Origin of the sequence: Prevotella sp. AM42-24 (assembly GCF_003461825.1) — a bacterium.
Classification (GTDB): Bacteria; Bacteroidota; Bacteroidia; order Bacteroidales; family Bacteroidaceae; genus Prevotella; species Prevotella hominis.
Genome location: NZ_QTXV01000052.1, coordinates 1 through 21,381 on the forward strand (window position 1 = coordinate 1; position 21,381 = coordinate 21,381).

Consider the following 21,381-nt stretch of genomic DNA (forward strand, 5'->3'; position numbering starts at 1 on the left):
TTAAAAGGGGTGCGTCACAGACTTATGACACACCCCCTTTAATGTTATATTCCCAAATTTCTCATAACTCAAAGGAGATTGACTTCATTTTAAGTTCCTCTCCATTTCAGAGCCTGAAGCAGAAATTCTGCTACACAGGCATCATCATTTGTTAATCCTATAACATTCTTTTTTACCTTTTCAACTTAATCCTATTGAACACTGTTAATCTCTGAATAAACAATCTTTTTTCTTACCTTTTCTAATACCTGTTACCTAAACTAACAATCTAAAACCTAAAACTAAACCTAAACAACTAACAATCTTAACCTAAAAACCTAATAACCTTTTGTCTTATTGACGATGCAAAGGTACGACGATTTTCGGTATCTTCCAAATCTTTAGAAGAAAAAGTCTCAAAAAAGCCCTTTTTTTTGATGTACATCAACTATGTGTGTGCGCACACATCAAGTATTTAGCTCAAAATTGACCTGTATCAAGCACTTAGAAGAATGTAGCTGAAAGCGGCTAATCGCCTTTATACATTATTATATATATAATAGCAGCTTTTTCCTATATGTAATTGCAGCTATTCTATATATTTCTGCTGTTATTTGCCGATATAAGCCTCTTCACTCATATAAACAGCGATGGTTTTGAGCTTGATATAATCTTCTGAGAGATAGATGAGGCCCTGATTGCCCCAGTTGGTGCCCCAGGAGTTGCGGCAAACGTAATATCGTTGTTTGCCCTGAACGAAGGTACCGATGATTTCCATCACATGATCATCGGTGGTATGCAACTGTTCGAAAGCTTTCTGACGGGACTCCTGGGTGATAGGGCGCTCGGCAGAAGTGATATCCACATAGTTGTTCTTAGGATTCTGGAATCCCGGTTCGCTGATATCGCCTTCCCAACAAACAGGATGGCCATTCTCTATCGCCTGCTGGATATGCTGCAGCAGTTCGTCGATAGGAATATTGAGAAACTCGTCATGCATCTGGTTGTCGGCTACCTCGAGTGAGAAGTATTCACGGAAGGGATGGTGGGTGAAGCTTGTCAGGGCCACATATTCTTCCGGATAGCAGACGCTGTGGGCAAATTCCAGAGGAGTATATTCTGCACCGAGCATGTGAATCTGCTGGGCTGGCATATATCCTAATTCTGAATCGAAGAGATCGTTGAGTTCTTCCTTCAGTTTCGCGATACCGGCACCCTTGGCGATAGCACCGTTGCAAACCTGCTCTACCTTGCGGCAGAGTACCTTATAGTTGATATCTTTCTTGTCCTCGTAGCTGTCGTATGGTTCGGCTCCGTATTTATTGATATAATGGATGAGCATCGAACTCATACCCCTCATGCTGATAGGTTTTTTACCTTGAGAAAAATAATATTCCAAGGCTTTTTCCTGCAGCATCATGCGGGCGATGTAAGCCACGGAGAGGTTGATGGAGTCGCCCTTCATGATATGTTCACTCTCGATGGTAGCCAACATGCCGTATGCCCAGCAGAGTTCACTTTGTCCCTGGTCCTTGACGGGGGTAGTGCCGATGAGTTTGACATGGGCAGGTAAGTTGTTCTTCCCAGCTTTCTCTGATGGTTGGGAAGAAGGCTGACTCTTGTAGTCACAACTGGCAATGAAGAGTGTGGCAAGTATGGCGAAGATAATCTTTCTTTTCATGTTGTCTGAACTTTATTTTGTACAAATTGCTTTTAATTGGTTGCAAAGATACTATAAAAATCTATAGTATTGCTCATATCTCAAAGAAAAAGTGTAACTTTGCATCCTAAAAAGATATATATGACATTCATGAATGATAAAATAAAAGAATTTGAGGTGATGGCTCCTGTGGGATCTCGCGAATCCCTGGCTGCAGCTATCCAAGCCGGAGCAGATTCTGTCTATTTCGGTATCGGCAAGTTGAACATGCGTTCACATTCTGCCAATCATTTTACCATCGATGACCTGCGTGAGATCGCTGCTACCTGCAATGAGCATGGTATCAAGACTTATCTCACCGTCAATACCGTTATCTATGATGATGATATTGCCACGATGAAGGAGATTATCGATGCTGCTAAGGAGGCTGGCATCTCGGCTGTCATCGCAAGTGATGTGGCTGTGATGAGCTATTGTAATGAAGTGGGCGAGGAGGTTCATCTTTCTACCCAGTTGAATATCTCCAATACGGAAGCGCTGAAGTTCTATGCCCGCTTTGCTGATGTTTCGGTGCTGGCTCGTGAACTGAATATGGATCAGGTGAAGCATATCCACGAACAGATAGAGCAGCAGAATATCTGTGGTCCTATGGGCAAGCAGATTCGTATTGAGATGTTCTGTCATGGTGCGCTCTGCATGGCAGTTTCCGGCAAGTGTTATATGAGTTTGGCTAATGCCAACCGCTCTGCCAACCGTGGTGAGTGTGTACAGATTTGCCGTCGCAGCTATACGGTAACTGATAATGAAACGGGCAATCAGCTGGAAATCGACAATAAGTATGTGATGAGTCCTAAGGACCTGAAGACTATCCGCTTCATCGACCGTATGATGGATGCCGGTGTGCGTGTCTTCAAGATAGAAGGTCGTGCCCGTGGTCCTGAATACGTCTATACTGTAGTAAAATGCTATAAGGAGGCGATTGCTTCTGTACTGGAGGGTACTTTTACTGAGGAAAAGAAGGATGCATGGGACGAAAGATTGGCTACTGTGTTCAACCGTGGTTTCTGGGATGGTTATTACCAGGGTCAGACACTCGGCGAATGGAACAAGCACTATGGTTCGGTGGCAACAGAGAAGAAGGTACTCGTAGGTAAGGTGATGAAGTACTTCTCCAAACTCGGCGTGGCTGAAGTTGCTGTGGAAGCTACTACCTTCAATCAGGGCGATAAGCTTCTGATTACAGGAAATACTACAGGTGTGATGTATCTCAATGCCGACGAGATCCGTTATGATTTGAAACCAGTTGAGACAGCCAAGCAGGGCTGGAGAGTATCTATCCCTGTACCAGATAAGGTTCGTCCGAATGATAAACTCTATAAATTAATTACCGTAAACGAAATAAAGGAAATAAAATAATGGCAACAATCAATGATTTGCAGGATGAAGTAGTGGAGGAGTTTCAGGACTTCACCGATTGGATGGATAAGTATCAGATGCTCATCGACTTGGGTAATGAATTGGCTCCTCTTGATGAGAAATATAAGAACGAACAGAATCTCATCGATGGCTGTCAGAGCCGTGTATGGTTGCAATGCGATTATGAGGATGGCAAGCTCGTGTTTACTGCTGATAGTGATGCTCTTATCGTGAAGGGTATCATCGCTCTTCTGATTCGCGTATTGAGCGGTCATACTCCTACCGAGATTATGGATGCTGATCTTTATTTCGTAGAGAAGATTGGTTTGAAGGATCATCTGAGTCCAACCCGCAGCAATGGTCTCTTGGCGATGATCAAGCAGATTCGTATGTACGCTTTGGCTTACAAGACCAAGGAGGCTGAGGGAAATGCGTAAATTAAGAACGATAGAGATGAACCGCCTCACGCTGGAGGAATTCAAGGAGGCTGAGAAGCTTCCCCTGATAGTAGTCTTGGATGATGTGCGTTCATTATATAATGTAGGAAGTGTTTTCCGCTCTTGCGATGCTTTCCGTGTAGAGGCTGTATATCTGTGTGGTATTACCGCTACTCCTCCTAATGCCGAGATTCATAAGACGGCATTGGGTGGCGAGGATAGTGTCGATTGGGAATACTTCAAGACCACGGAAGAGGCTGTGGAGAAATTGAAGCAGAAAGGCTACTTCGTGTATAGCATCGAACAGGTGGAAGGCTCTACCAAACTCCAGAATTTGCCGGAGGCTCATGAAAAGCTTATTCAAACGCCGTTAGAATCAGACAATCAAGAGAAATCTTCATTCTTCACTCTTCACTCTTCACTCCCCAGCGGCTATGCCGTAATCTTCGGCAACGAGGTGAAGGGTGTAAAGCAGAACATCGTGGATATGAGCGATGGCTGCCTGGAGATTCCTCAGTTTGGTACGAAGCATTCGCTCAATGTCAGCGTAACGGCAGGCATTGTGGTCTGGGAGTTTGCCAAACTCTTGAAGTTATAAGCGGCATTCAAGCTGATTTCGTTTGGTAATATCAAATAAAAAGCGTATCTTTGTCGCTTATCACCACTTCTCTACCCAAGCAGAATGAGTATTCGAGTATGATAAATGGGGTGGTAGTACTGGACGATTTGTTTAGAAATTAACAGGTGTATAAAGCAGAAGGTCAAGCAAGTTTCTCATGATGGAATTCTTGCTTGACCTCTTTTCGCTTTCGGATATTTGTATGTTGTATGTTGTTTTATATTTTGTCATAAACCAGCACATCACCTTGTGGGGTCGAAAGTTTCAACTGGGCATTACTAATGCTCAAAACTTTGAAAGCAACAACCTTCTTGTTCACGTACTTTATGACGTAAGCACCAGATTTTACTTTTCCTACAAAACTTTGATTGAATTTTGTCGGAATTGTTGCTGCAAGATAATAAGGATAAGAGTTACTGAAAAAACGTTTACTTTCTTTCGTCTCTTCTCGTTTTATATAGTGAGAATTGGATGTATTTGTTACTGTTGTATTTGTAAAGGACATTGTTTTGTCACAATAGTCAAGTACAGGCTTAGTTAATTTCCACTTTGTGCCACTTAATTCTGCTATTGATACCTTTTGAGCATGGCATGTCATGCTCAAAAGGAATACTAAGGCAATTATCAGACTATTTCTCATATTATTCTATTTATTCTATCACCCATTCCAAGGTGCTTATTTTTTCCTTAATTGTATAGTTGATGCCTACTTTCACCACAGGTTTGTTTTGCAGGGCAAAGGCATCGGCATACCGCTTGTCGTTGATTTGCTGAAGAGCTTCTTCTGCCGTCTTATTAAACTTCAGTTCCATGATGTAGATGGTGTCGTGCGTCTCCATCGTAATGTCTGTTCTTCCCTTGGCAGTATGTTGCTCTACGAGAATGCGGAAATTGGTGAGCAAGGCAAACATGATGTACATCATCTGTTGATAATGCCCCTCGTAGTTGGTATTATCGCAGTAAGGCACCGTCTCAAGGAAAGTCTTGAATAACAGTAGTGCTTCGTCCAATTGTCCCAGGTTGATCAGCTTGGACATCTTGGCGATGGTCGTGTTGCCCATAACCGTCTTGGAAGCCAGGTAGTGAGGGAGAAGACTTCTGTATAGGCCGACTCTGATTTCCTTGTTAGGAAGGGCGAGAGTGTATAGTTCGGTGTCCTCATCGTAATCCTTGATGGTGAAGTATCCACTCTGGTAGAGCAAAGGCATGATGGTGGTCATCGTCTCTGTAGCAGCATCAAAGTCATCCTTGCCTGCTTCCATCTTTTCGCCGAGGTCGATAGGGGTGAAAGCATACTTGCGCATCATGTTGATGAGGTAAGTTGGTGTGCCTGAACCGAACCAATAGGAATCCATCTTTTGCTTGGAAAAGCAGTTCAGTAAACTGAATGGATTGAATATATCTGGTGATGGCCATGCAAAATGATAGCCGTCGTAGTGCTGTTTGAGTCTTTCAAGGGTTTCGTCATGAGACAGGCTTAATTTTTCTGATAGTCTGTCAATATCATCACTCATTTGTGTCATCAACTCTTCCTTGGTTATACCACAGATTCCAGCGTATGGTGTATCCATGCTTATATTTGTGATATTGTTGAGTTCGCTGAAGATACTTAACTGGGAGAATTTGGTGATACCTGTCAGAAAAACAAAACGGAGCATCTTCTCGCAGTCTTTGAGCGGGCTATAGAAGTTTCTCATCACATTTCGCAGAATGTCTAAGGAGGTTCCTTCATGTACAACATCGAGTAATGGCGCATCATATTCGTCGATTAATACCACAGGTTGTTTGCCTGTTTTTTCATATACGGTTTGTATGAGGTTGAGCATACGTATGTTCGGGTCTGGAGAGTCACATGTTATGCCAAATTTCTCTTCATTGGTCTTTAGTATGAAGAGAAGATAGTGCTCCAACTGCTCTTTCTCCATGTGCTTGCCTCCAGCCAAACTGAAGTGGAGCACAGGATATTCATTCCATTCTTTCTCCAACTTTTCGATGGCAAGACCATTGAATAGTTCCTTTTTTCCTTCAAAATAGCTTTCGAAGGTAGATACAAGGAGTGACTTGCCGAAACGGCGTGGTCGGCTCAAGAAGAAATATGTACCATCAGTATGGGTCATACGATAGATGTATTCCGTCTTGTCAACATAGAACCAATCTTCTTTGCGGATTCGTTCGAAAGTCTGTATGCCTATAGGATATCGTTTTCTTGCCATTGTCTCTTGTTCTTGATTTCGAAGGCAAAGTTAAGCAAAATAATCGAAAGTACCAAGTTTGCTATTGTGATTTTTTCTGTGTTTTCCTCCTTATGGGTTCTTAACTAACCAGTCTTAGTCCTCAGAATAGAAAAGAAATGGCTTGCCAAAATCGTCAAGTACTTAAATTAAAAACGGGGCATTAAGAATTTTAAAAGACAATGGTAAACTTTCTCCTATCTTAGTTGATTGTTCTTGTTCCTATAAGATAATGTTTTGAAGCCTGATGAATTCTTCGTTCAGCGTCTTTGAATGTCCGTTCAAAGACGTTGAACCGCCGTTCAAAGACGTTGAACGGACATTTAACGTCGTTGAACGGAACTTTCTTCTAAGGGCATATACTTTTTATTCGGTTTAATGGTTTTAGTTGTGTGGTTTAACGGTTTTAGTTGACCACTCTCAGCATTATTTTTAATATGAGTTGACTCGGTTGTTACTTAGTTATAATTTACGTTGACTTACTATTTCTTGTCTGGATGGATTTATCGTGTCCACTTTGGGGAGCTGCTACAACTGAAAGTGTTAAATCTTGGATAAACGGACAAAGATATGATTACACGCCCTACTTTTAACTAAATTTAAAGTACTTCTTACAAGGTGCTATCGCAATGCATCCTATCCCCCTTACCCCTGCATCATAGGAAAGTTTCATGCTTTACAATGACGAAGATGAACCAGCGGAAAATCGAACTGTAATCGTAATCAGTAATCAACTCTGACGAAGGGGGTAGAAAAGGGGCAAAAGCGATTTATCACAAAAACACAAAGTAAAGTACCGCAAAAACACAAAGTAAAAACTAAACTTAGGGGAAACAACAGTCATTCAAGGAATGAATTAAGAGACTAAAACAAGTTTAATCTTAAATATCCGTAAAAAAATTACGGCATATTAGATTTTTATATATCTTTGCAAAAAAGAACTGCATACAGCAATCAAAGAACTTTCATTTGCACTCGCCTGCAGTAACATTTCGTTTATATTTTAACAAAGATATTATGTTAGTAAAATTTGCCGTTACGAATTATAGAGGATTTGCCAATCGCATAGAATGGGACTTGTCGGAACCAAGTAACTATTCGTTCAACACATTTGCCATAAAAGACGGAATCATCAAGAATGGCATCGTGTATGGACCTAACGGTTCTGGCAAGTCGAACTTTGCATTGGCTATCTTCGATATCACAAATCATCTTTCACAGAAGTGGAAAAGAGTGAACTATTATGACAACTTCACTTATACAGGAAAGTTGAACTTCCCTGTAGATTTTGAGTACACCTTCCTGTTGGGAGATGATCTGTTGCAGTATTCTTATAGCAAATCACCAGAGGGAAAATTAGAGGCAGAGAAACTTGTGGTGAACAACAAGCTGATATTCTGCAACAAGGATTCTATCCTGACATTGGATGAAGAAGAATTTCAGATGGAAGCAACCGTGAAGACCAACTTAGCCAACAACGCCAACAACGTATCCATTATCAATTTTCTTCTCACCTCCTACCCATTAGCAAAAGAGCATTATCTCCTTAAATTACAGAAGTTTGTCAACTCCATGTTGTGGTTCCGAAGCGTGGAGAAGAATGAATTCATGGGCTTAGCTACAGCTCCAGCAAACCTTGACGAATATATCATCAAGAATCATCTGACAGACGACTTTGAGGATTTCATCCATCGTGTAAGCGGACAAGACTTTGAGTTTCAGAAGCCGAATGATGACGACAAAGAACTGTATTGCATATTCGGCTTAGGTCGCATTCCATTTGATAAGATTGCATCAACAGGCACCCACTCGCTGATGTTGCTCTATTATTGGCTCAAGCAGATGAAAGATGCATCATTCGTTTTCATTGATGAATTTGACGCATTCTATCACTTCAAGCTTTCCTTCGAGGTTTGCAAGACACTTTTTTCCCTTCCATGCCAAGCTTTCACGTCATCTCACAACACTTACCTGATGACCAATGACTTACTGCGCCCAGACTGCAATTTCATCTTGCAAGACAACAAGATCAAACCATTGAGCAGCTGCACCCAGAAGGAACTGAGGTTCGGCCATAATATAGAAAAAATGTTTAGAGGTAACGCTTTTGAAGTATGATATTATTTGTTTTTGAAGGAGTAAAACGTGAGCCGGATTTATTCCGCACCATCCAACGATTGTACTTTTCCAACCGGGAAGAGCAGATAGTTTGTTCCTACAACAACAATATCTATCAGCTTTACAAGGATTTGCAGGAGTACGATGGAGATGGAGATATCGTGTCTTTACTGATGGAAAAGTTTGCCTCTCAAAAAGACAATCCTCTAAAAGGCATAGATAGATCTGCCGACATTTCCGAAATCTATCTTTTCTTCGATTATGATTTCCACAATAGGAATTTATCACTCGAAGAAATCAACAGACAGGTAAAAGAGATGTTAGAAACGTTTAATAATGAAACAGAATACGGAAAGCTCTATATTGATTATCCGATGGTAGAATCTATCCGCTATACCAAGTTTTTGCCGGATGCAAACTATTGGACCTATACGATATCCCGTACTGATTGCAGCAGGTTTAAGGGATTATCAGCAGAATTCTCAGCCTATCAAAGTTTTGATTTTATCCTTCTGACAGAGAATCGGGAACCTACAGAAGATGAAATAGAGGAAGTCAAGCAGAACTGGGTATATTTGAAGGAGCAGAACGTGAGCAAAGCAAACTATCTTTGCAATGGTGAGAACAGAATACCAGGATCAAAGGACGACATTCTTCAGGACAAGATATTCGATTCACAAATAGAGAAATATGTGAATACCGAGGAATGCAAAGTGGCAGTACTCAATGCTTTCCCGCTATTCATATATGATTACTTCAAGTAAGATTAGAATACAAAGTAAAAACTTATTTTGGATAGAAGATTAGCAAAAAAAATAAATGTCCACAGCAATATGTTTCATTTCACTAATTTTAATGTTTTAATTTTAGAACCTTCTTGAATGTATTCCAATAAATACATATCTTGACTTTGCAAAAATAATCAGAAAATCTGAAACTAACTCATGTTTTGTGATTTTTCTTTGTTAGTATTGTCATTATTTCTGGTTTTGTATCTTTTAGTGAAAATATGATATGGTAAAGAACGAGATAAGCGGCATTCCTCGGATGTGAATGCCGCTTATCATATTTCGATATTTGTCCGAGTTATCTCAGAAAAGAAGTCTTTTCAGTCTTCTCTTATTTCAGATATTCCCCGAAGTCAGTCAGTCTCATATCTCCCTTCTTCAGGAAGGTATCGTGCATGGCGAGGGCTGCCCGCATGCTCTGTGGCTCATGCCCCTTCTCGGCAAACTTCAGATATTCGCGGAGCATAGGGCGATAGTCTGGATGAGCACAGTTTTCGATGATTTCCTTGGCACGGCGCAAAGGACCCTTGCCACGAAGATCGGCAACGCCCTGCTCGGTAACAATGACATCCACATCATGCTCCGTACTATCCACGTGGCTACACATCGGAACGATGGCTGAAATGCAACCGTTCTTGGTGGTACTCTGAGTGGTGAAGATAGAAATGTAACCATTACGCTCGTAGTCGCAAGAACCGCCGATACCATTCATCAACTTGCTGCCGCAGATATGGCTGGAGTTCTCGTTGCCATAGATGTCGCACTCGATGGCGGTATTCATGGCGATGACACCCAGTCGGCGGATGACCTCAGGAGAATTGGAAATCTCACTCTGACGGATGGTGAGATGCTGCTTGAAATAGTCGATGTCATCATATACTTCCTTCAAAGTATCATTGGTGACGGTGAGGGATGAGCAGGAAGCATCCTTGATTCTACCTTCGCGCATGTATTTTACGACAGCATCCTGTACAACCTCGGTATAAACGCTGAATACCGGTACGTTAGGATTCTGACCCAATGCCTCGAGTACGGCATTGGAAGTAACGCCTACACCGCTCTGGAGTGGCAGGAACTGTGGAGGAATATGTCCCTTCTTCAGGTCGCTGACCAGGAAGTCGGCCACATTATGACCCATCTGTTCTGTGATAGGGTCGAGCGGCTTGAAGGCACGAGCCTCTTCCGGGATATTGCATTCTATCACGCCGACAATCTTATGGGCATCTATCTCTACATACTCTTTACCGATACGGTCGCCTACGTTCATGATAGGGATAGGTGTACGGAACGGGCATTCTGCTATTTCATAGACATCATGGAGATAGCGGGATGCTGGGCTGTGGAAGGTATTCTTCTCGATGAGCACCTTCTTGGCAAGGCGTACGATGGTAGGCACGATACCACCGGCAGAGGTAAGGAATGCCTTGCAGGTGGTTTCGCCTTCTTCCAGATCGCTCACCTCGATGATGGCAAGGTCTATCTCGCCATAGAAGCCACGGCGCAGACGCTCAGCCATGTGACCGAGGTGCATATCCTCGTAGTCGATTTCGCCCAGATTGGTATGGGTGCGGAAATCCTTGTTGGTAGAAAATGGCGCACGGAACTTGATGGCATGGGCTGCTGCCATGTCACCCTCGATACTTTGCGAGGTAGAAGCTCCTGTCAGGATGCCCACCTGGAATGGTCTGCCTGCTTCATGTTCTGCTACGGCTCTTTTGGAGAGTTCGCGGAAGGTAGCCTTAGGCACGCCGTTAGGTGTGAAACCACTTAGTGCTATCGTGTCCTGATCCTTGATCATAGCTGCGGCTTCGGCAGCTGAAAGTCTAATATATGCCATTTCCGTACTTTATTTATTATCATGTAATATTATCGGGCAATTTGTTGCTGCCCTTACATTTCATAACTTTTTGTGGCTGCAAAGTTACACATTATTTTTAATATATGGCAATCTTTTGACGAATTTATGCAAATAAAAGGCATTTTACTTATCTTTTGTGCATGAATATGCAGGAATAACTTGCTTTATGCATTTTTTGTTAGTAGTGAATAGGGATTGAAGATTTGCGGATGAATAGTATAGTGGGTTGCGAGAACAGACTCTGTGGATGATTTTTCTAAGATAAAAATGGTATTTTCAGACTATTTTATAACATTTTGTGGCTGAATTGACTGAAATCTCAGAAAAATGAGTTAACTTTGCAAACAAATATAAATAATAAAAAGAAAGGTTCATAATAAGATGGAACAGAAATTATTGATCTACAACACTCTCACTCGTACGAAAGAGAGATTTACTCCGCTCCACGCTCCTAATGTGGGCATGTATGTTTGTGGCCCTACCGTATATGGCGATCCGCATCTCGGTCATGCAAGACCAGCCATCACATTCGATATACTCTTCCGCTATCTCAAGCACCTGGGCTATAAGGTTCGCTACGTTAGAAACATTACTGACGTAGGCCACTTGGAGCACGATGCTGATGAGGGCGATGACAAGATAGAGAAGAAGGCTCGCCTGGAACAGTTGGAGCCAATGGAGATTGCGCAGTACTACACCAACCGCTATCACGTTGCCATGGAGGCACTCAATGTGCTCCCTCCAAGTATCGAGCCTCATGCTACCGGTCATATCATCGAGCAGGAGAAGTTAGTACAGGAAATCCTCGACAATGGTTATGCTTACGAGAGCAATGGTTCTATCTATTTTGATATCGAGAAATACAACAAGGATCATAAGTATGGTATTCTTTCTGGCCGTAACCTGGAGAACATCATCAATGAAAGCCGTGAACTTGCTGGTATCGGCGAGAAGAAGAATCAGGCTGATTTCGCTCTCTGGAAGAAGGCTTCACCAGAGCACATCATGCGCTGGCCAAGTCCTTGGAGCGATGGCTTCCCTGGCTGGCACTGCGAGTGTACTGCGATGGGCAGAAAGTACTTAGGCAACCACTTCGATATTCACGGAGGCGGTATGGACTTGATTTTCCCTCATCACGAGTGCGAGATTGCTCAGGCTGTGGCTTCTCAGGGCGATCAGATGGTTCACTACTGGATGCATAATAACATGATTACCATCAACGGTCAGAAGATGGGTAAGAGCTTGGGCAACTTCATCACTCTGGAGCAGTTCTTCACAGGCAATCATGACAGTCTGGAGCAGGCTTATTCGCCAATGACCATCCGTTTCTTCATCCTCTCGGCTCACTATCGCAGCACGGTAGATTTCTCTAATGATGCCTTGAAGGCCAGTCAGAAGGGATTGGAGCGCTTGATGAATGGTTTGAACGACCTGGAGCGTGTGCCTGTGGCTAAACAGAGCGACGAGCAGGTTCATAAGTTCGTAGCAGAGCTGCGCCAGCGTTGCTATGATGCGATGAACGATGACTTCCAGACACAGCTTGTCATCAGTTTCCTTTTTGAGGCTTGCCATGTTATCAATACAGCTCTTGATCATAAGGCGAATATTTCAGCCGATGACTTGAAGGAACTCACCGAAACGATGCAGCTCTTCACCTTCGATCTTCTCGGTTTGAAGAGTGAGAAGGGTGCCAACAATGATGCACGTGAGGAGGCTTACGGCAAGGTGGTGGATATGGTACTCGACCTTCGTGCTAAGGCTAAAGCAGCTAAGGATTGGGCTACCAGTGACCAGATTCGTGATGCTCTTGCTGATGCAGGATTTGAAGTTAAGGACACCAAGGATGGTGTAACTTGGAAACTGAATAAATAGGAAATTGAAGCTATAAGAAATAGTGTCAATTGAAAACGGATTCTATAAAAAAGTATAATAGCCTTCACGCTTTGTGGAGGCTATTATACTTTTTTCTCTTTAAACGAGTTGTTTGATGGTATTTCTCACTTTCTCTGCCGATGTGACGAGCGAATTGGATTCATCAGCCCCTTTGGCTCCCATATAAACCTCGTGGTTATAATGTTTCATCTTGCTCGCTACATTTACTCTTGCAGAAAAATGGTATTCGTGAATGCCTGTAGCATCGAATATCTGTCGGATGTTTTCCTCGTTGACGCCACTACCTGCCAGGAGCTGGATTGGAGGCAGGGGATATTCTTTCAGTTTCTTTTCCAGCTGGGCAAGCAGGCTGATACCATCTATCGCCTTCGGTTGCTGACCGGAAGTCAGGATTCGGTTGCATCCCAAAGAAATAATATCTTCAAGGGCTTTCATGGGATCTGCAGTACGATCGAAAGCACGGTGGAAGGTTATTGACATTGGGCGTGCCAGCTCCACTAACCTGCGGTTGGCTTCCCTATCAATTTCTCCCTCTTCTGTGAGGCATCCGAAAACGACTCCATCCACTCCCAATTCGCGACAGATGCGGATATCTTCTTCCATGCGTTCCAGTTCCAATGGGGTATAGAGAAAATCTCCACCACGAGGTCGGATGATGACGTGGAGTTTAGTCTTTGTGAGTAATTTGCGTGCCAGTTTTATCTCGCCATACGATGGGGTAGTACCTCCTTCGGGTATTCCTGCGCACAGTTCTACCCGGTCGGCTCCTCCCTCTTGTGCTGCCAGACAGCTTTCTACACTATTGGCACATATCTCAAATTTAAATTCTTCTCTGTTCATATCTTCTTTTTCTATTTATTGATCCATATTGAGTTTTTGGCTATATATCTTTCATGTTGGATGGGATAATCGTAGCAAAGTTACTACTTTTTCACAAAAATCCAAGGTATTTATGGTGTTTTTATCACATTTTCCCTAAAATGATATGACGGATAGTAGCTGTTCCTCAAGATAGGCATGAAAAATCGGTTTATCGGTAGGGTAGTGACTGATATAAAAGAATGCTAAAGGTTTATAAGTTTGAGGACTACAAACTTGTGAACTTCATTTTTATTGCTTATCTTTGCGGTTGGAAAAAATAATCTTAATAAATATGAGAAAAAGTATAGTATCTTTAGCCATCCTCTTCTTGGTTTCTTGGCAGGTGTTGATGGCCAACTGTTTGTCGGTGGATGCACATGACAAACCGCATTTTATCTCAGACGGGGCTTATCGCTCTAAGGTGGAAAATGCTTTCGAGAGTAAGATGAAACTCGTGGGCAGGCAGTTCTATCAGGTGAAAGGGATGAACGTCTATGATACAGTCCTGAAGAAAAAAGGGGCTAAGGAGACGATGGAGGTCACTAAGCAGAAACTGACGACTGAGGAGCAGGAGGCCCTGCAATTCCTCTATGCCTATATGCCAATAGCTGACGTGACAGATTATCCTACAAGTTTCTTCCTGGAAAATGTACGTACGAGCTTTGAGGCAAGGAAGGAAATGGCTTGGGGCAAGGATATACCGGAGTTGCTGTTCCGTCACTTTGTGCTTCCTATCCGTGTGAACAATGAAAATCTGGATGATTCCCGAATGATATTCTTTAAGGAACTGAAAGAGCGTGTGAAGGGGATGGGCATGAAAGATGCTATTCTGGAAGTCAACCATTGGTGCCATGAGCGGGTAACCTATCAGCCTTCCGACGGTCGTACTTCTGCTCCTCTTGCCACAATCCGTTCTGCATACGGAAGATGCGGCGAGGAGAGTACTTTTACCGTGGCAGCTTTGAGAGCGATAGGCATTCCTGCCAGACAGGTTTATACGCCTCGCTGGGCGCATACTGACGACAATCATGCCTGGGTAGAAGCATGGGCTGATGGTAAATGGTACTTCTTAGGCGCTTGCGAACCTGAGGCTGTGCTTAATCTGGCGTGGTTTAATGCTCCCGCATCGAGAGCCATGCTGATGCATACGAAAGCATTTGGCGACTATAACGGACCGGAAGAGGTAATGCTCCGCACGTCCAACTATACAGAAATCAATCTGATAGACAATTATGGCTCCTCTGCCCGTATCGACTTCTCTGTAGTTGATGCTGAAGGTAAGCCTGTAGAGGGTGCAAGAGTGGATTTTAAAATCTATAATTATGCAGAGTTTTGTTCTGTCGTGACGAAATATACGGCTCAGGATGGCAAGACCTTTCTTTCGGCAGGTAAGGGCGATATGATGGTTTGGGCGTCGAAGGATGGTAAATATGGCTTTGTAAAGGCTTCTTTCGGTAAGGCAAATCTGCCTGGTGAGGAAGGCGAGAAGGCGAGAAAAATGACCATCCGTCTTGACCGGAAGGTTTCTGCTTCGGATATGAACCGTTCTCTTAATTTTTCTTCCGTTAGTTTCCGTGATTCTTTTGATATCGTACCTCCGCCAGAGAAAGCAAATATTCCTGAGGTTTCGGCAGAGGCGAGAGCGAAGAACCTGGAGCGATTCGCTTATGAGGATTCTATCCGCCATGCTTATCTGGCTACTTTCTATACTAAGGAAACGGCTCTGGAGGCATTGCAGAAAAATGGATTGCTTGAGGAGAAGTATTTGACGAGAAACGGGGTTCCTACTTGGATGGTAAAGGGAGAAAAAGTGGACTATCAAAATGCTCAAAAGCTTTCTGATAAGGCCCAGAAATTAGTGGATTTTCTTGTTGGTTCTTGGGGTAATCACGAAGTTATCCTCAAGTTTCTGATGCTTCATCAGGATAATCTGAATCGGGCTATAGAATTGCTCAGCACGCTGAGTGCCAAGGATTTAAGGGATATGCAGATGGATATTCTGGAGGATCATTTCAATGCCCATAGCAACCAGTTGTCTCCTCGTGTGGAGGACGAGATGATTATTCATCCTTTCAAACAGTTCTTTGAGGAGCAATTTGAAAAGATGAAGACCTCTGTTGCTGATGATCGTGATGTGTCTTCCAAGTTTGTAAAAGCAAATAATGCAGCTAAAGCAAAGCAATCTTTGGCTCAAATTTTCAGACAAGATCCTGCTCGTCTGGTGGAATGGGTGAAGGAGAATATCCGTCTGAACCCTGACAAGAAGGCATTGCAAATCGCCCAGACTCCTATGGGTGTTTGGGCATCACGTCTTACGGATGAGCGTTCTCGGAAGATTTTCTTTGTGGATGTGGCAAGAAGTCTTGGAATTGAGGCGAGAGTGGATGCTGTGACCAAGAAATTGCAATATAAACAAGGTGGAGTGAAGGAGGGTTTGCAGAATGATGTCTGGATAGATGTCGATTTTGACGCGAAAGCATCTTCTGCTGCATCTGATATGGAAAAGACAAAGGTACAGTCTTCTCCTAAGGGCTTGTTAAAGCTTGATTATCAGCCTAATGGAGTGGTGGATGATCCTAAGTATTATAGTCATTTCTCTCTTACTCGCATCAATCCTGACGGCTCTACTTCGCTGCTGGAATATCCTGAAGAGGGATGTACTTGGAGTAATACGTTCAAGAATGGAGTGGAATTGGATGAGGGGGATTATGCTCTTGTAACGGGTACTCGTCTTGCCAATGGCGGGGTGTTGTCAGAAATGCAATTGTTTCATGTGAAACAAGCTGAAACCAACGTAGTTAAGATGTTTTTACGTACTTCTGATACCGAGATTACGGTTAAGGGAAACTTTGATTCGGAGTCTAAATTCATCTTGGATGGTAAGGAAGTCAGTCTTTTGAGCCAGACGGGTCGTGGTTATTTCATTACCGGTTTGTTGGGTGTAGGCCAAGAGCCTACTAATCATGCCTTGAAGGATATCGCTAAGGTTGCGCAAGTATTCGAAAAGTGGAATCGTCCTATGGTGCTCCTCTTCGAGGATGAAGCTTCAGCTAAAAAGTTCCGCATTGCCGAGTTCCCGGGTCTGCCTAAGAATCTGATATTCGGTATAGACAAGGAGGGGTCTATTCGGAAGCAAATCGTTGAGAATATGAAACTTACGAATGCCAACCTCCTTCCGATATTTATGATTTCTGATACTTTCAATCGTGTGGTTTATTTCTCACAGGGTTATACTATCGGATTGGGTGAGCAGTTGGAAACCGTAATCAGAAAATTGTAAATCCGCAGTGCTGATGATTTGAAACTATTATTGTTTGCTGGTTCTGAAATTTGCTTGTTGGCAAGGACGCCTGCTTACACAAATTTCTGAAATATAAAAAGGAACTTTGGAGTTATCTTATTCCAAAGTTCCTCTGTTTTTTATAGGTTTCTTTTACCAAAAGTTCTTTTTTCATTCATGTTTAGAACTTATAATGTAAGTTCCCTTGTTTTAGTGTCATTCTGAGTTGGCATTAATGTGCTTCCAGCCAGTTCTTTCCCCAGCCTGCATCGGCTACTAATGGTACGCTCAGATGATAGGCATTCTGCATTTCCTCTACCACGATTTGCTCTACTTTTTCTTTCTCTTCCGGATAGACGGAGAAATTGAGCTCATCGTGTACCTGGATGATCATTTTGCTCTTGATGCCTTCAGCTTTGAATCGGTTGAAGATGCGAACCATCGCAACCTTGATGATGTCGGCCTCAGAACCTTGGATAGGGGCATTGATGGCATTGCGCTCGGCAAAACCGCGTACTGTACCATTGCGGCTATTGATGTCTGGTAAGTAGCGGCGGCGGTGGAAAATAGTCTCAGCATAGCCTTTCTCGCGGGCAATTTCCTTTGATTTCTCCATATAGGCCTTTACGCCAGGGAAGGTGCGGAAATAATCCTCAATGATTTGCTTGGCTTCTTTATTTTCTATATTCATGCGCTGCGCCAGACCGAATGTAGTGATACCATAGATGATACCAAAGTTGGCAGTCTTTGCCTTTTTACGCTGAGTATCAGTAACTTGCGATATTTCTTCATGCCATATTTTGGCAGCTGTTGCGGCATGGATATCGGAACCTTCACGGAAGGCTTCTACCATATTCTTGTCTTCGCTCAAGTGTGCCATAATGCGCAACTCTATCTGGGAGTAGTCTGCTGAAAAAAACAGACAGCCTGGCTCTGGAATAAAGCAGCGGCGTATTTCTTTTCCATCATCATCACGAACTGGAATATTCTGTAGGTTTGGATCACTTGATGAAAGGCGACCTGTGGCAGTAATGGCCTGATTGAATGAGGCATGTATATGTCCGGTACGTGGATTGATGAGCTTAGGAAGAGCATCCACGTATGTGCTCAGAAGTTTCTTTAAACCCCTGTAGTTCAGAATCTCATCGATGATCGGACTCTTGCTTCTCAACTGTTGCAGTACTTCTTCACTCGTCACATATTGTCCCGTCTTTGTCTTTTTCGGTTTCTCCACAATCTTCATTTTTCCGAAGAGGATTTCACCTACCTGACGTGGAGAGGCTATGTTGAACGATTCACCTGCCAGTTCGTAGATGTGATGCTCTATGTCTGTCAATCTGTTGGTCAAATTATTAGACGTTTCTTTCAGCGTATCGGTATCAATGCATACTCCGTTCATCTCCATGTGGGCCAAAACGGGTACAAGTGGCATTTCGACATTCCAAAACAGATCCTCACAATGAATCTCCTTGAGTCTTGGCTCAAGTACATTTTTCAATCGCAATGTGATGTCTGCATCTTCTGCTGCATATTCATAAACATCGGATGGAGCAAGATCTCGCATCGATTTCTGGTTTCTGCCTTTCGGACCGATCAACTCCTCAATATGGATGGTCTGGTAATTGAGCAAGACTTCAGCCAGATAATCCATGTTGTGGTATAACTCTGGTTGGATGAGATAGTGAGCAATCATCGTATCAAACATCTTGCCTTTTATCTCCACTCCGTAATTCATCAAAACCTCGTAGTCGTATTTGATATTTTGGCCGACTTTCAGAATTTGAGGGTTTTCATAGAGCGGTTTAAAGATGTTTACGAATTTTAAAGCTTCTTCACGATTTGCAGAAATGGCGACATAGTAAGCCTCTTTTTCTTTGACGGCAAAGCTCAAACCTACCAATTCTGCATCAATTGCAGTAGTAGAAGTGGTCTCTGTGTCTAAACTGAGAGTGTCGAATGTCATCAAATAATCACAAAGTTTCTTTGCATCTTCCTCATTTTCAATTAGTTGATACTTATGAGGAGTGCTTTTAAGGGTCTCAAAACTCGCGTTTTTTTGAACATCCTGCCCATCGTCTTGCTGTGCGCCAAATAAATCGAGCTCTCCTGTAGGCTTTATTTTCTTTTGTTGAGGTTTTTTAAGAATCCTGTTTGCAAAGCTTTTGAACTCGAGTTCAGAGAAGATTTCGTCCAACTTTTCTTTATCAGGTTCAACCAACTTCAAATCATCCATTTTTATTTCCACAGGAACATCAGTCCGGATAGTTGCTAGGAACTTTGAGATTTTGATATCCTCGATAGCACCTTCTACTTTTTCGCGAAGTTTGCCTTTCACCTTAGAAGAATTTTCAATCAAGTTCTCTACGCTTCCAAATTCATTGATCAGTTTGGCAGCCGTTTTCTCTCCGACACCAGGACATCCTGGGAAGTTATCTGCCGAGTCACCCATGAGAGCCAAAAGGTCAATAACCTGGAGTGGGGAAGCGATTCCGTATTTTTCCTCAATTTCCTTTTCACCCAAGGTTTCATATCCACCCCCATGTCGAGGACGGAACATATATACATTCTCCCTTACCAGCTGACCATAATCTTTATCCGGTGTGAGCATGTAGGTCTCTATACCTTTCTCTCCAGCTTGAATCGCTACAGTACCAATGATATCATCAGCCTCAAAACCATCCACTTGGAGGATGGGAATGTTATAGGCCTCGAGTATGTTTTTGATGATTGGTACAGAGAGTTTGATGTCTTCCGGTGTCTCTTCTCGCTGGGCTTTATAGGCAGGAAAAGCCTCATGGCGGAAGGTCTTGCCATGGTCGAAAGCCACTGCGATATGAGTTGGTTTCTCCTTGGTAAGTATCTCGTTGAGGGTATTGCAGAACCCCATGATACACGAAGTGTTAAGCCCCTTGGAATTGATTCTTGGAGCTTTGATAAAGGCGTAATACGAGCGATAAATGAGCGCATACGCGTCTAAAAGGAATAATTTATCCATAATATTCATATTTATGGTGTAAAATTACTAAAAAATTGCCACATTTCACGAATAATTGATTAATTTTGTATCAAATTTCAGAAATTAAGTAGTTTTACTATCACATAATGGATTATTTATCACTTATCAGACAGCCTATTGAGGCAGAGTTGACAGATTTTATTGATTTGTTTAATAAGTCTTTGATGCATAGCGACGGACTTCTTTCGCAGGCTCTCGACCATATTCGACAGCGTGCGGGTAAGCGTATGCGCCCTATGCTTATCCTGCTGATGGCGAAGAATTTCGGCAAAGTTACTGAGGTTACTCAGCATTCAGCAGTCGGTTTGGAACTGCTTCATACGGCTTCTTTAGTTCATGATGATGTTGTAGATGAAAGTGGGGAGCGCCGTGGTCAGGCAAGTGTCAATGCTACTTATAATAATAAGGTTGCAGTACTGGTAGGTGACTTCATTCTCTCTACTGCCTTGCTCCATGTTTCCTATTCTCATTCTGAGGAAATAGTGAGATATCTTGCTGAATTAGGACGTGTTTTGTCCAATGGTGAGATTCTGCAATTGAATAGTATCAGTAATCAGGAAATATCGGAAGACATTTATTATCAGGTAATTAAGCAGAAAACGGCAGCTCTTTTTGAGGCTTGTGCCGGTATTGGTGCTTTGTCGGCTAATGCTTCACAGATTGCTATAGAGGAAGCCAAGCGATTTGGCCAGAATTTAGGTATTATCTTCCAGATTCGTGATGATATTTTTGATTACTACGATTCTCAGGAGATAGGTAAGCCTACTGGTAATGATATGGCTGAAGGTAAGTTGACTTTGCCGGTTATCTATGCGCTGAAATCTACTGGTGACGAGGAGATGATGAAGCTGGCACGTAAGGTGAAATCTCATGATGTAACCCCTGATGAAATTGCTCGTTTGGTGGAATTTACGAAAGCCAATGGCGGTATAGAATACGCAGATAAGCGTATGTGGGATTTTCATGCTGAAGCCATGAATTTCTTGGACACTTATGTGGATGATAAGGACATCTATAACGCTTTGAAAGCTTATCTTGATTTCGTTATTGAACGTAAGGTTTAAGCTCGTACGTTTATTAAGTTTATAGTCGTACGTCATTAGAGTCTATAGTCGTACGTTTATAGGGGTTATAGTCGTACGTCTATAGAGTGAGTAGTCGTACGTCTATAAGTCTCTAAAAATAAGAGGGTGTGTCATAAGTCTGTGACGCACCCTTTTTTTTT

At 42.7% G+C, this 21,381-nt stretch carries 14 protein-coding genes; 8 read left to right on the plus strand and 6 right to left on the minus strand.

The window, feature by feature from the left end:
* Nucleotides 1–589 precede the first annotated feature (589 nt).
* Nucleotides 590–1,660, minus strand: coding sequence for a C1 family peptidase (locus DW917_RS12925; protein ID WP_118119357.1), 1,071 nt, complete (start codon nucleotides 1,658–1,660; stop codon nucleotides 590–592).
* Between the two features lie 129 nt (nucleotides 1,661–1,789).
* On the opposite strand from DW917_RS12925, the gene DW917_RS12930 reads away from it, so the two are divergent.
* The 3 genes from DW917_RS12930 to DW917_RS12940 are packed head-to-tail and all read left to right on the plus strand — an operon-like array spanning nucleotide 1,790 to nucleotide 4,090.
* On the plus strand, nucleotides 1,790–3,055 hold the full coding sequence (locus DW917_RS12930; protein WP_118119382.1) for a peptidase U32 family protein: 1,266 nt from the start codon (nucleotides 1,790–1,792) through the stop codon (nucleotides 3,053–3,055).
* Nucleotides 3,055–3,492 (plus strand): SufE family protein, encoded by a 438-nt coding sequence (locus DW917_RS12935; RefSeq protein ID WP_118119359.1) that lies wholly within the window; start codon nucleotides 3,055–3,057, stop codon nucleotides 3,490–3,492. The genes DW917_RS12930 and DW917_RS12935 overlap by 1 nt, the downstream gene beginning before the upstream one ends.
* Nucleotides 3,485–4,090, plus strand: coding sequence for an RNA methyltransferase (locus DW917_RS12940; RefSeq protein ID WP_118119361.1), 606 nt, complete (start codon nucleotides 3,485–3,487; stop codon nucleotides 4,088–4,090). The genes DW917_RS12935 and DW917_RS12940 overlap by 8 nt, the downstream gene beginning before the upstream one ends.
* Before the next feature lie 238 nt (nucleotides 4,091–4,328).
* On the opposite strand, the gene DW917_RS12945 is transcribed toward DW917_RS12940, so the two are convergent.
* Nucleotides 4,329–4,751: a hypothetical protein gene (locus DW917_RS12945; protein WP_118119363.1), complete on the minus strand. Its 423-nt coding sequence runs from the start codon at nucleotides 4,749–4,751 to the stop codon at nucleotides 4,329–4,331.
* Between the two features lie 10 nt (nucleotides 4,752–4,761).
* Entirely contained in the window at nucleotides 4,762–6,324 is a 1,563-nt protein-coding gene (locus tag DW917_RS12950) for an ATP-binding protein (RefSeq protein ID WP_118119365.1), read from the minus strand.
* Nucleotides 6,325–7,359: 1,035 nt separating this feature from the next.
* On the opposite strand from DW917_RS12950, the gene DW917_RS12955 reads away from it, so the two are divergent.
* Both DW917_RS12955 and DW917_RS12960 read left to right on the plus strand, forming a co-directional pair.
* Nucleotides 7,360–8,460, plus strand: a complete 1,101-nt coding sequence (locus DW917_RS12955) for an ATP/GTP-binding protein (protein WP_118119367.1) — start codon at nucleotides 7,360–7,362, stop codon at nucleotides 8,458–8,460.
* Nucleotides 8,457–9,224 (plus strand): hypothetical protein, encoded by a 768-nt coding sequence (locus tag DW917_RS12960; protein ID WP_118119369.1) that lies wholly within the window; start codon nucleotides 8,457–8,459, stop codon nucleotides 9,222–9,224. The genes DW917_RS12955 and DW917_RS12960 overlap by 4 nt, the downstream gene beginning before the upstream one ends.
* A gap of 355 nt (nucleotides 9,225–9,579) precedes the next feature.
* Here DW917_RS12960 and DW917_RS12965 read toward each other — a convergent pair whose 3' ends face one another.
* Nucleotides 9,580–11,085 carry an acetyl-CoA hydrolase/transferase C-terminal domain-containing protein gene (locus tag DW917_RS12965; RefSeq protein WP_118119371.1) on the minus strand — a complete coding sequence of 502 codons (1,506 nt, stop codon included), beginning with the start codon at nucleotides 11,083–11,085 and terminating at the stop codon, nucleotides 9,580–9,582.
* 402 nt (nucleotides 11,086–11,487) lie between these two features.
* Here DW917_RS12965 and cysS point away from each other — a divergent pair, with 402 nt between their 5' ends.
* Nucleotides 11,488–12,978: a cysteine--tRNA ligase gene (cysS, locus tag DW917_RS12970; RefSeq protein ID WP_118119373.1), complete on the plus strand. Its 1,491-nt coding sequence runs from the start codon at nucleotides 11,488–11,490 to the stop codon at nucleotides 12,976–12,978.
* A 99-nt stretch (nucleotides 12,979–13,077) separates the two neighbouring features.
* On the opposite strand, the gene DW917_RS12975 is transcribed toward cysS, so the two are convergent.
* Nucleotides 13,078–13,839 (minus strand): copper homeostasis protein CutC, encoded by a 762-nt coding sequence (locus DW917_RS12975; RefSeq protein WP_118119374.1) that lies wholly within the window; start codon nucleotides 13,837–13,839, stop codon nucleotides 13,078–13,080.
* 313 nt (nucleotides 13,840–14,152) lie between these two features.
* Here DW917_RS12975 and DW917_RS12980 point away from each other — a divergent pair, with 313 nt between their 5' ends.
* Nucleotides 14,153–17,140 carry a transglutaminase family protein gene (locus DW917_RS12980; protein WP_118119376.1) on the plus strand — a complete coding sequence of 996 codons (2,988 nt, stop codon included), beginning with the start codon at nucleotides 14,153–14,155 and terminating at the stop codon, nucleotides 17,138–17,140.
* A 232-nt stretch (nucleotides 17,141–17,372) separates the two neighbouring features.
* Here the strand turns inward: DW917_RS12980 and polA are convergent, their stop codons facing one another.
* Entirely contained in the window at nucleotides 17,373–20,135 is a 2,763-nt protein-coding gene (polA, locus tag DW917_RS12985; RefSeq protein ID WP_118119378.1) for a DNA polymerase I, read from the minus strand.
* A gap of 107 nt (nucleotides 20,136–20,242) precedes the next feature.
* On the opposite strand from polA, the gene DW917_RS12990 reads away from it, so the two are divergent.
* Nucleotides 20,243–21,220 (plus strand): polyprenyl synthetase family protein, encoded by a 978-nt coding sequence (locus DW917_RS12990; RefSeq protein ID WP_118119380.1) that lies wholly within the window; start codon nucleotides 20,243–20,245, stop codon nucleotides 21,218–21,220.
* Nucleotides 21,221–21,381 lie beyond the last annotated feature (161 nt).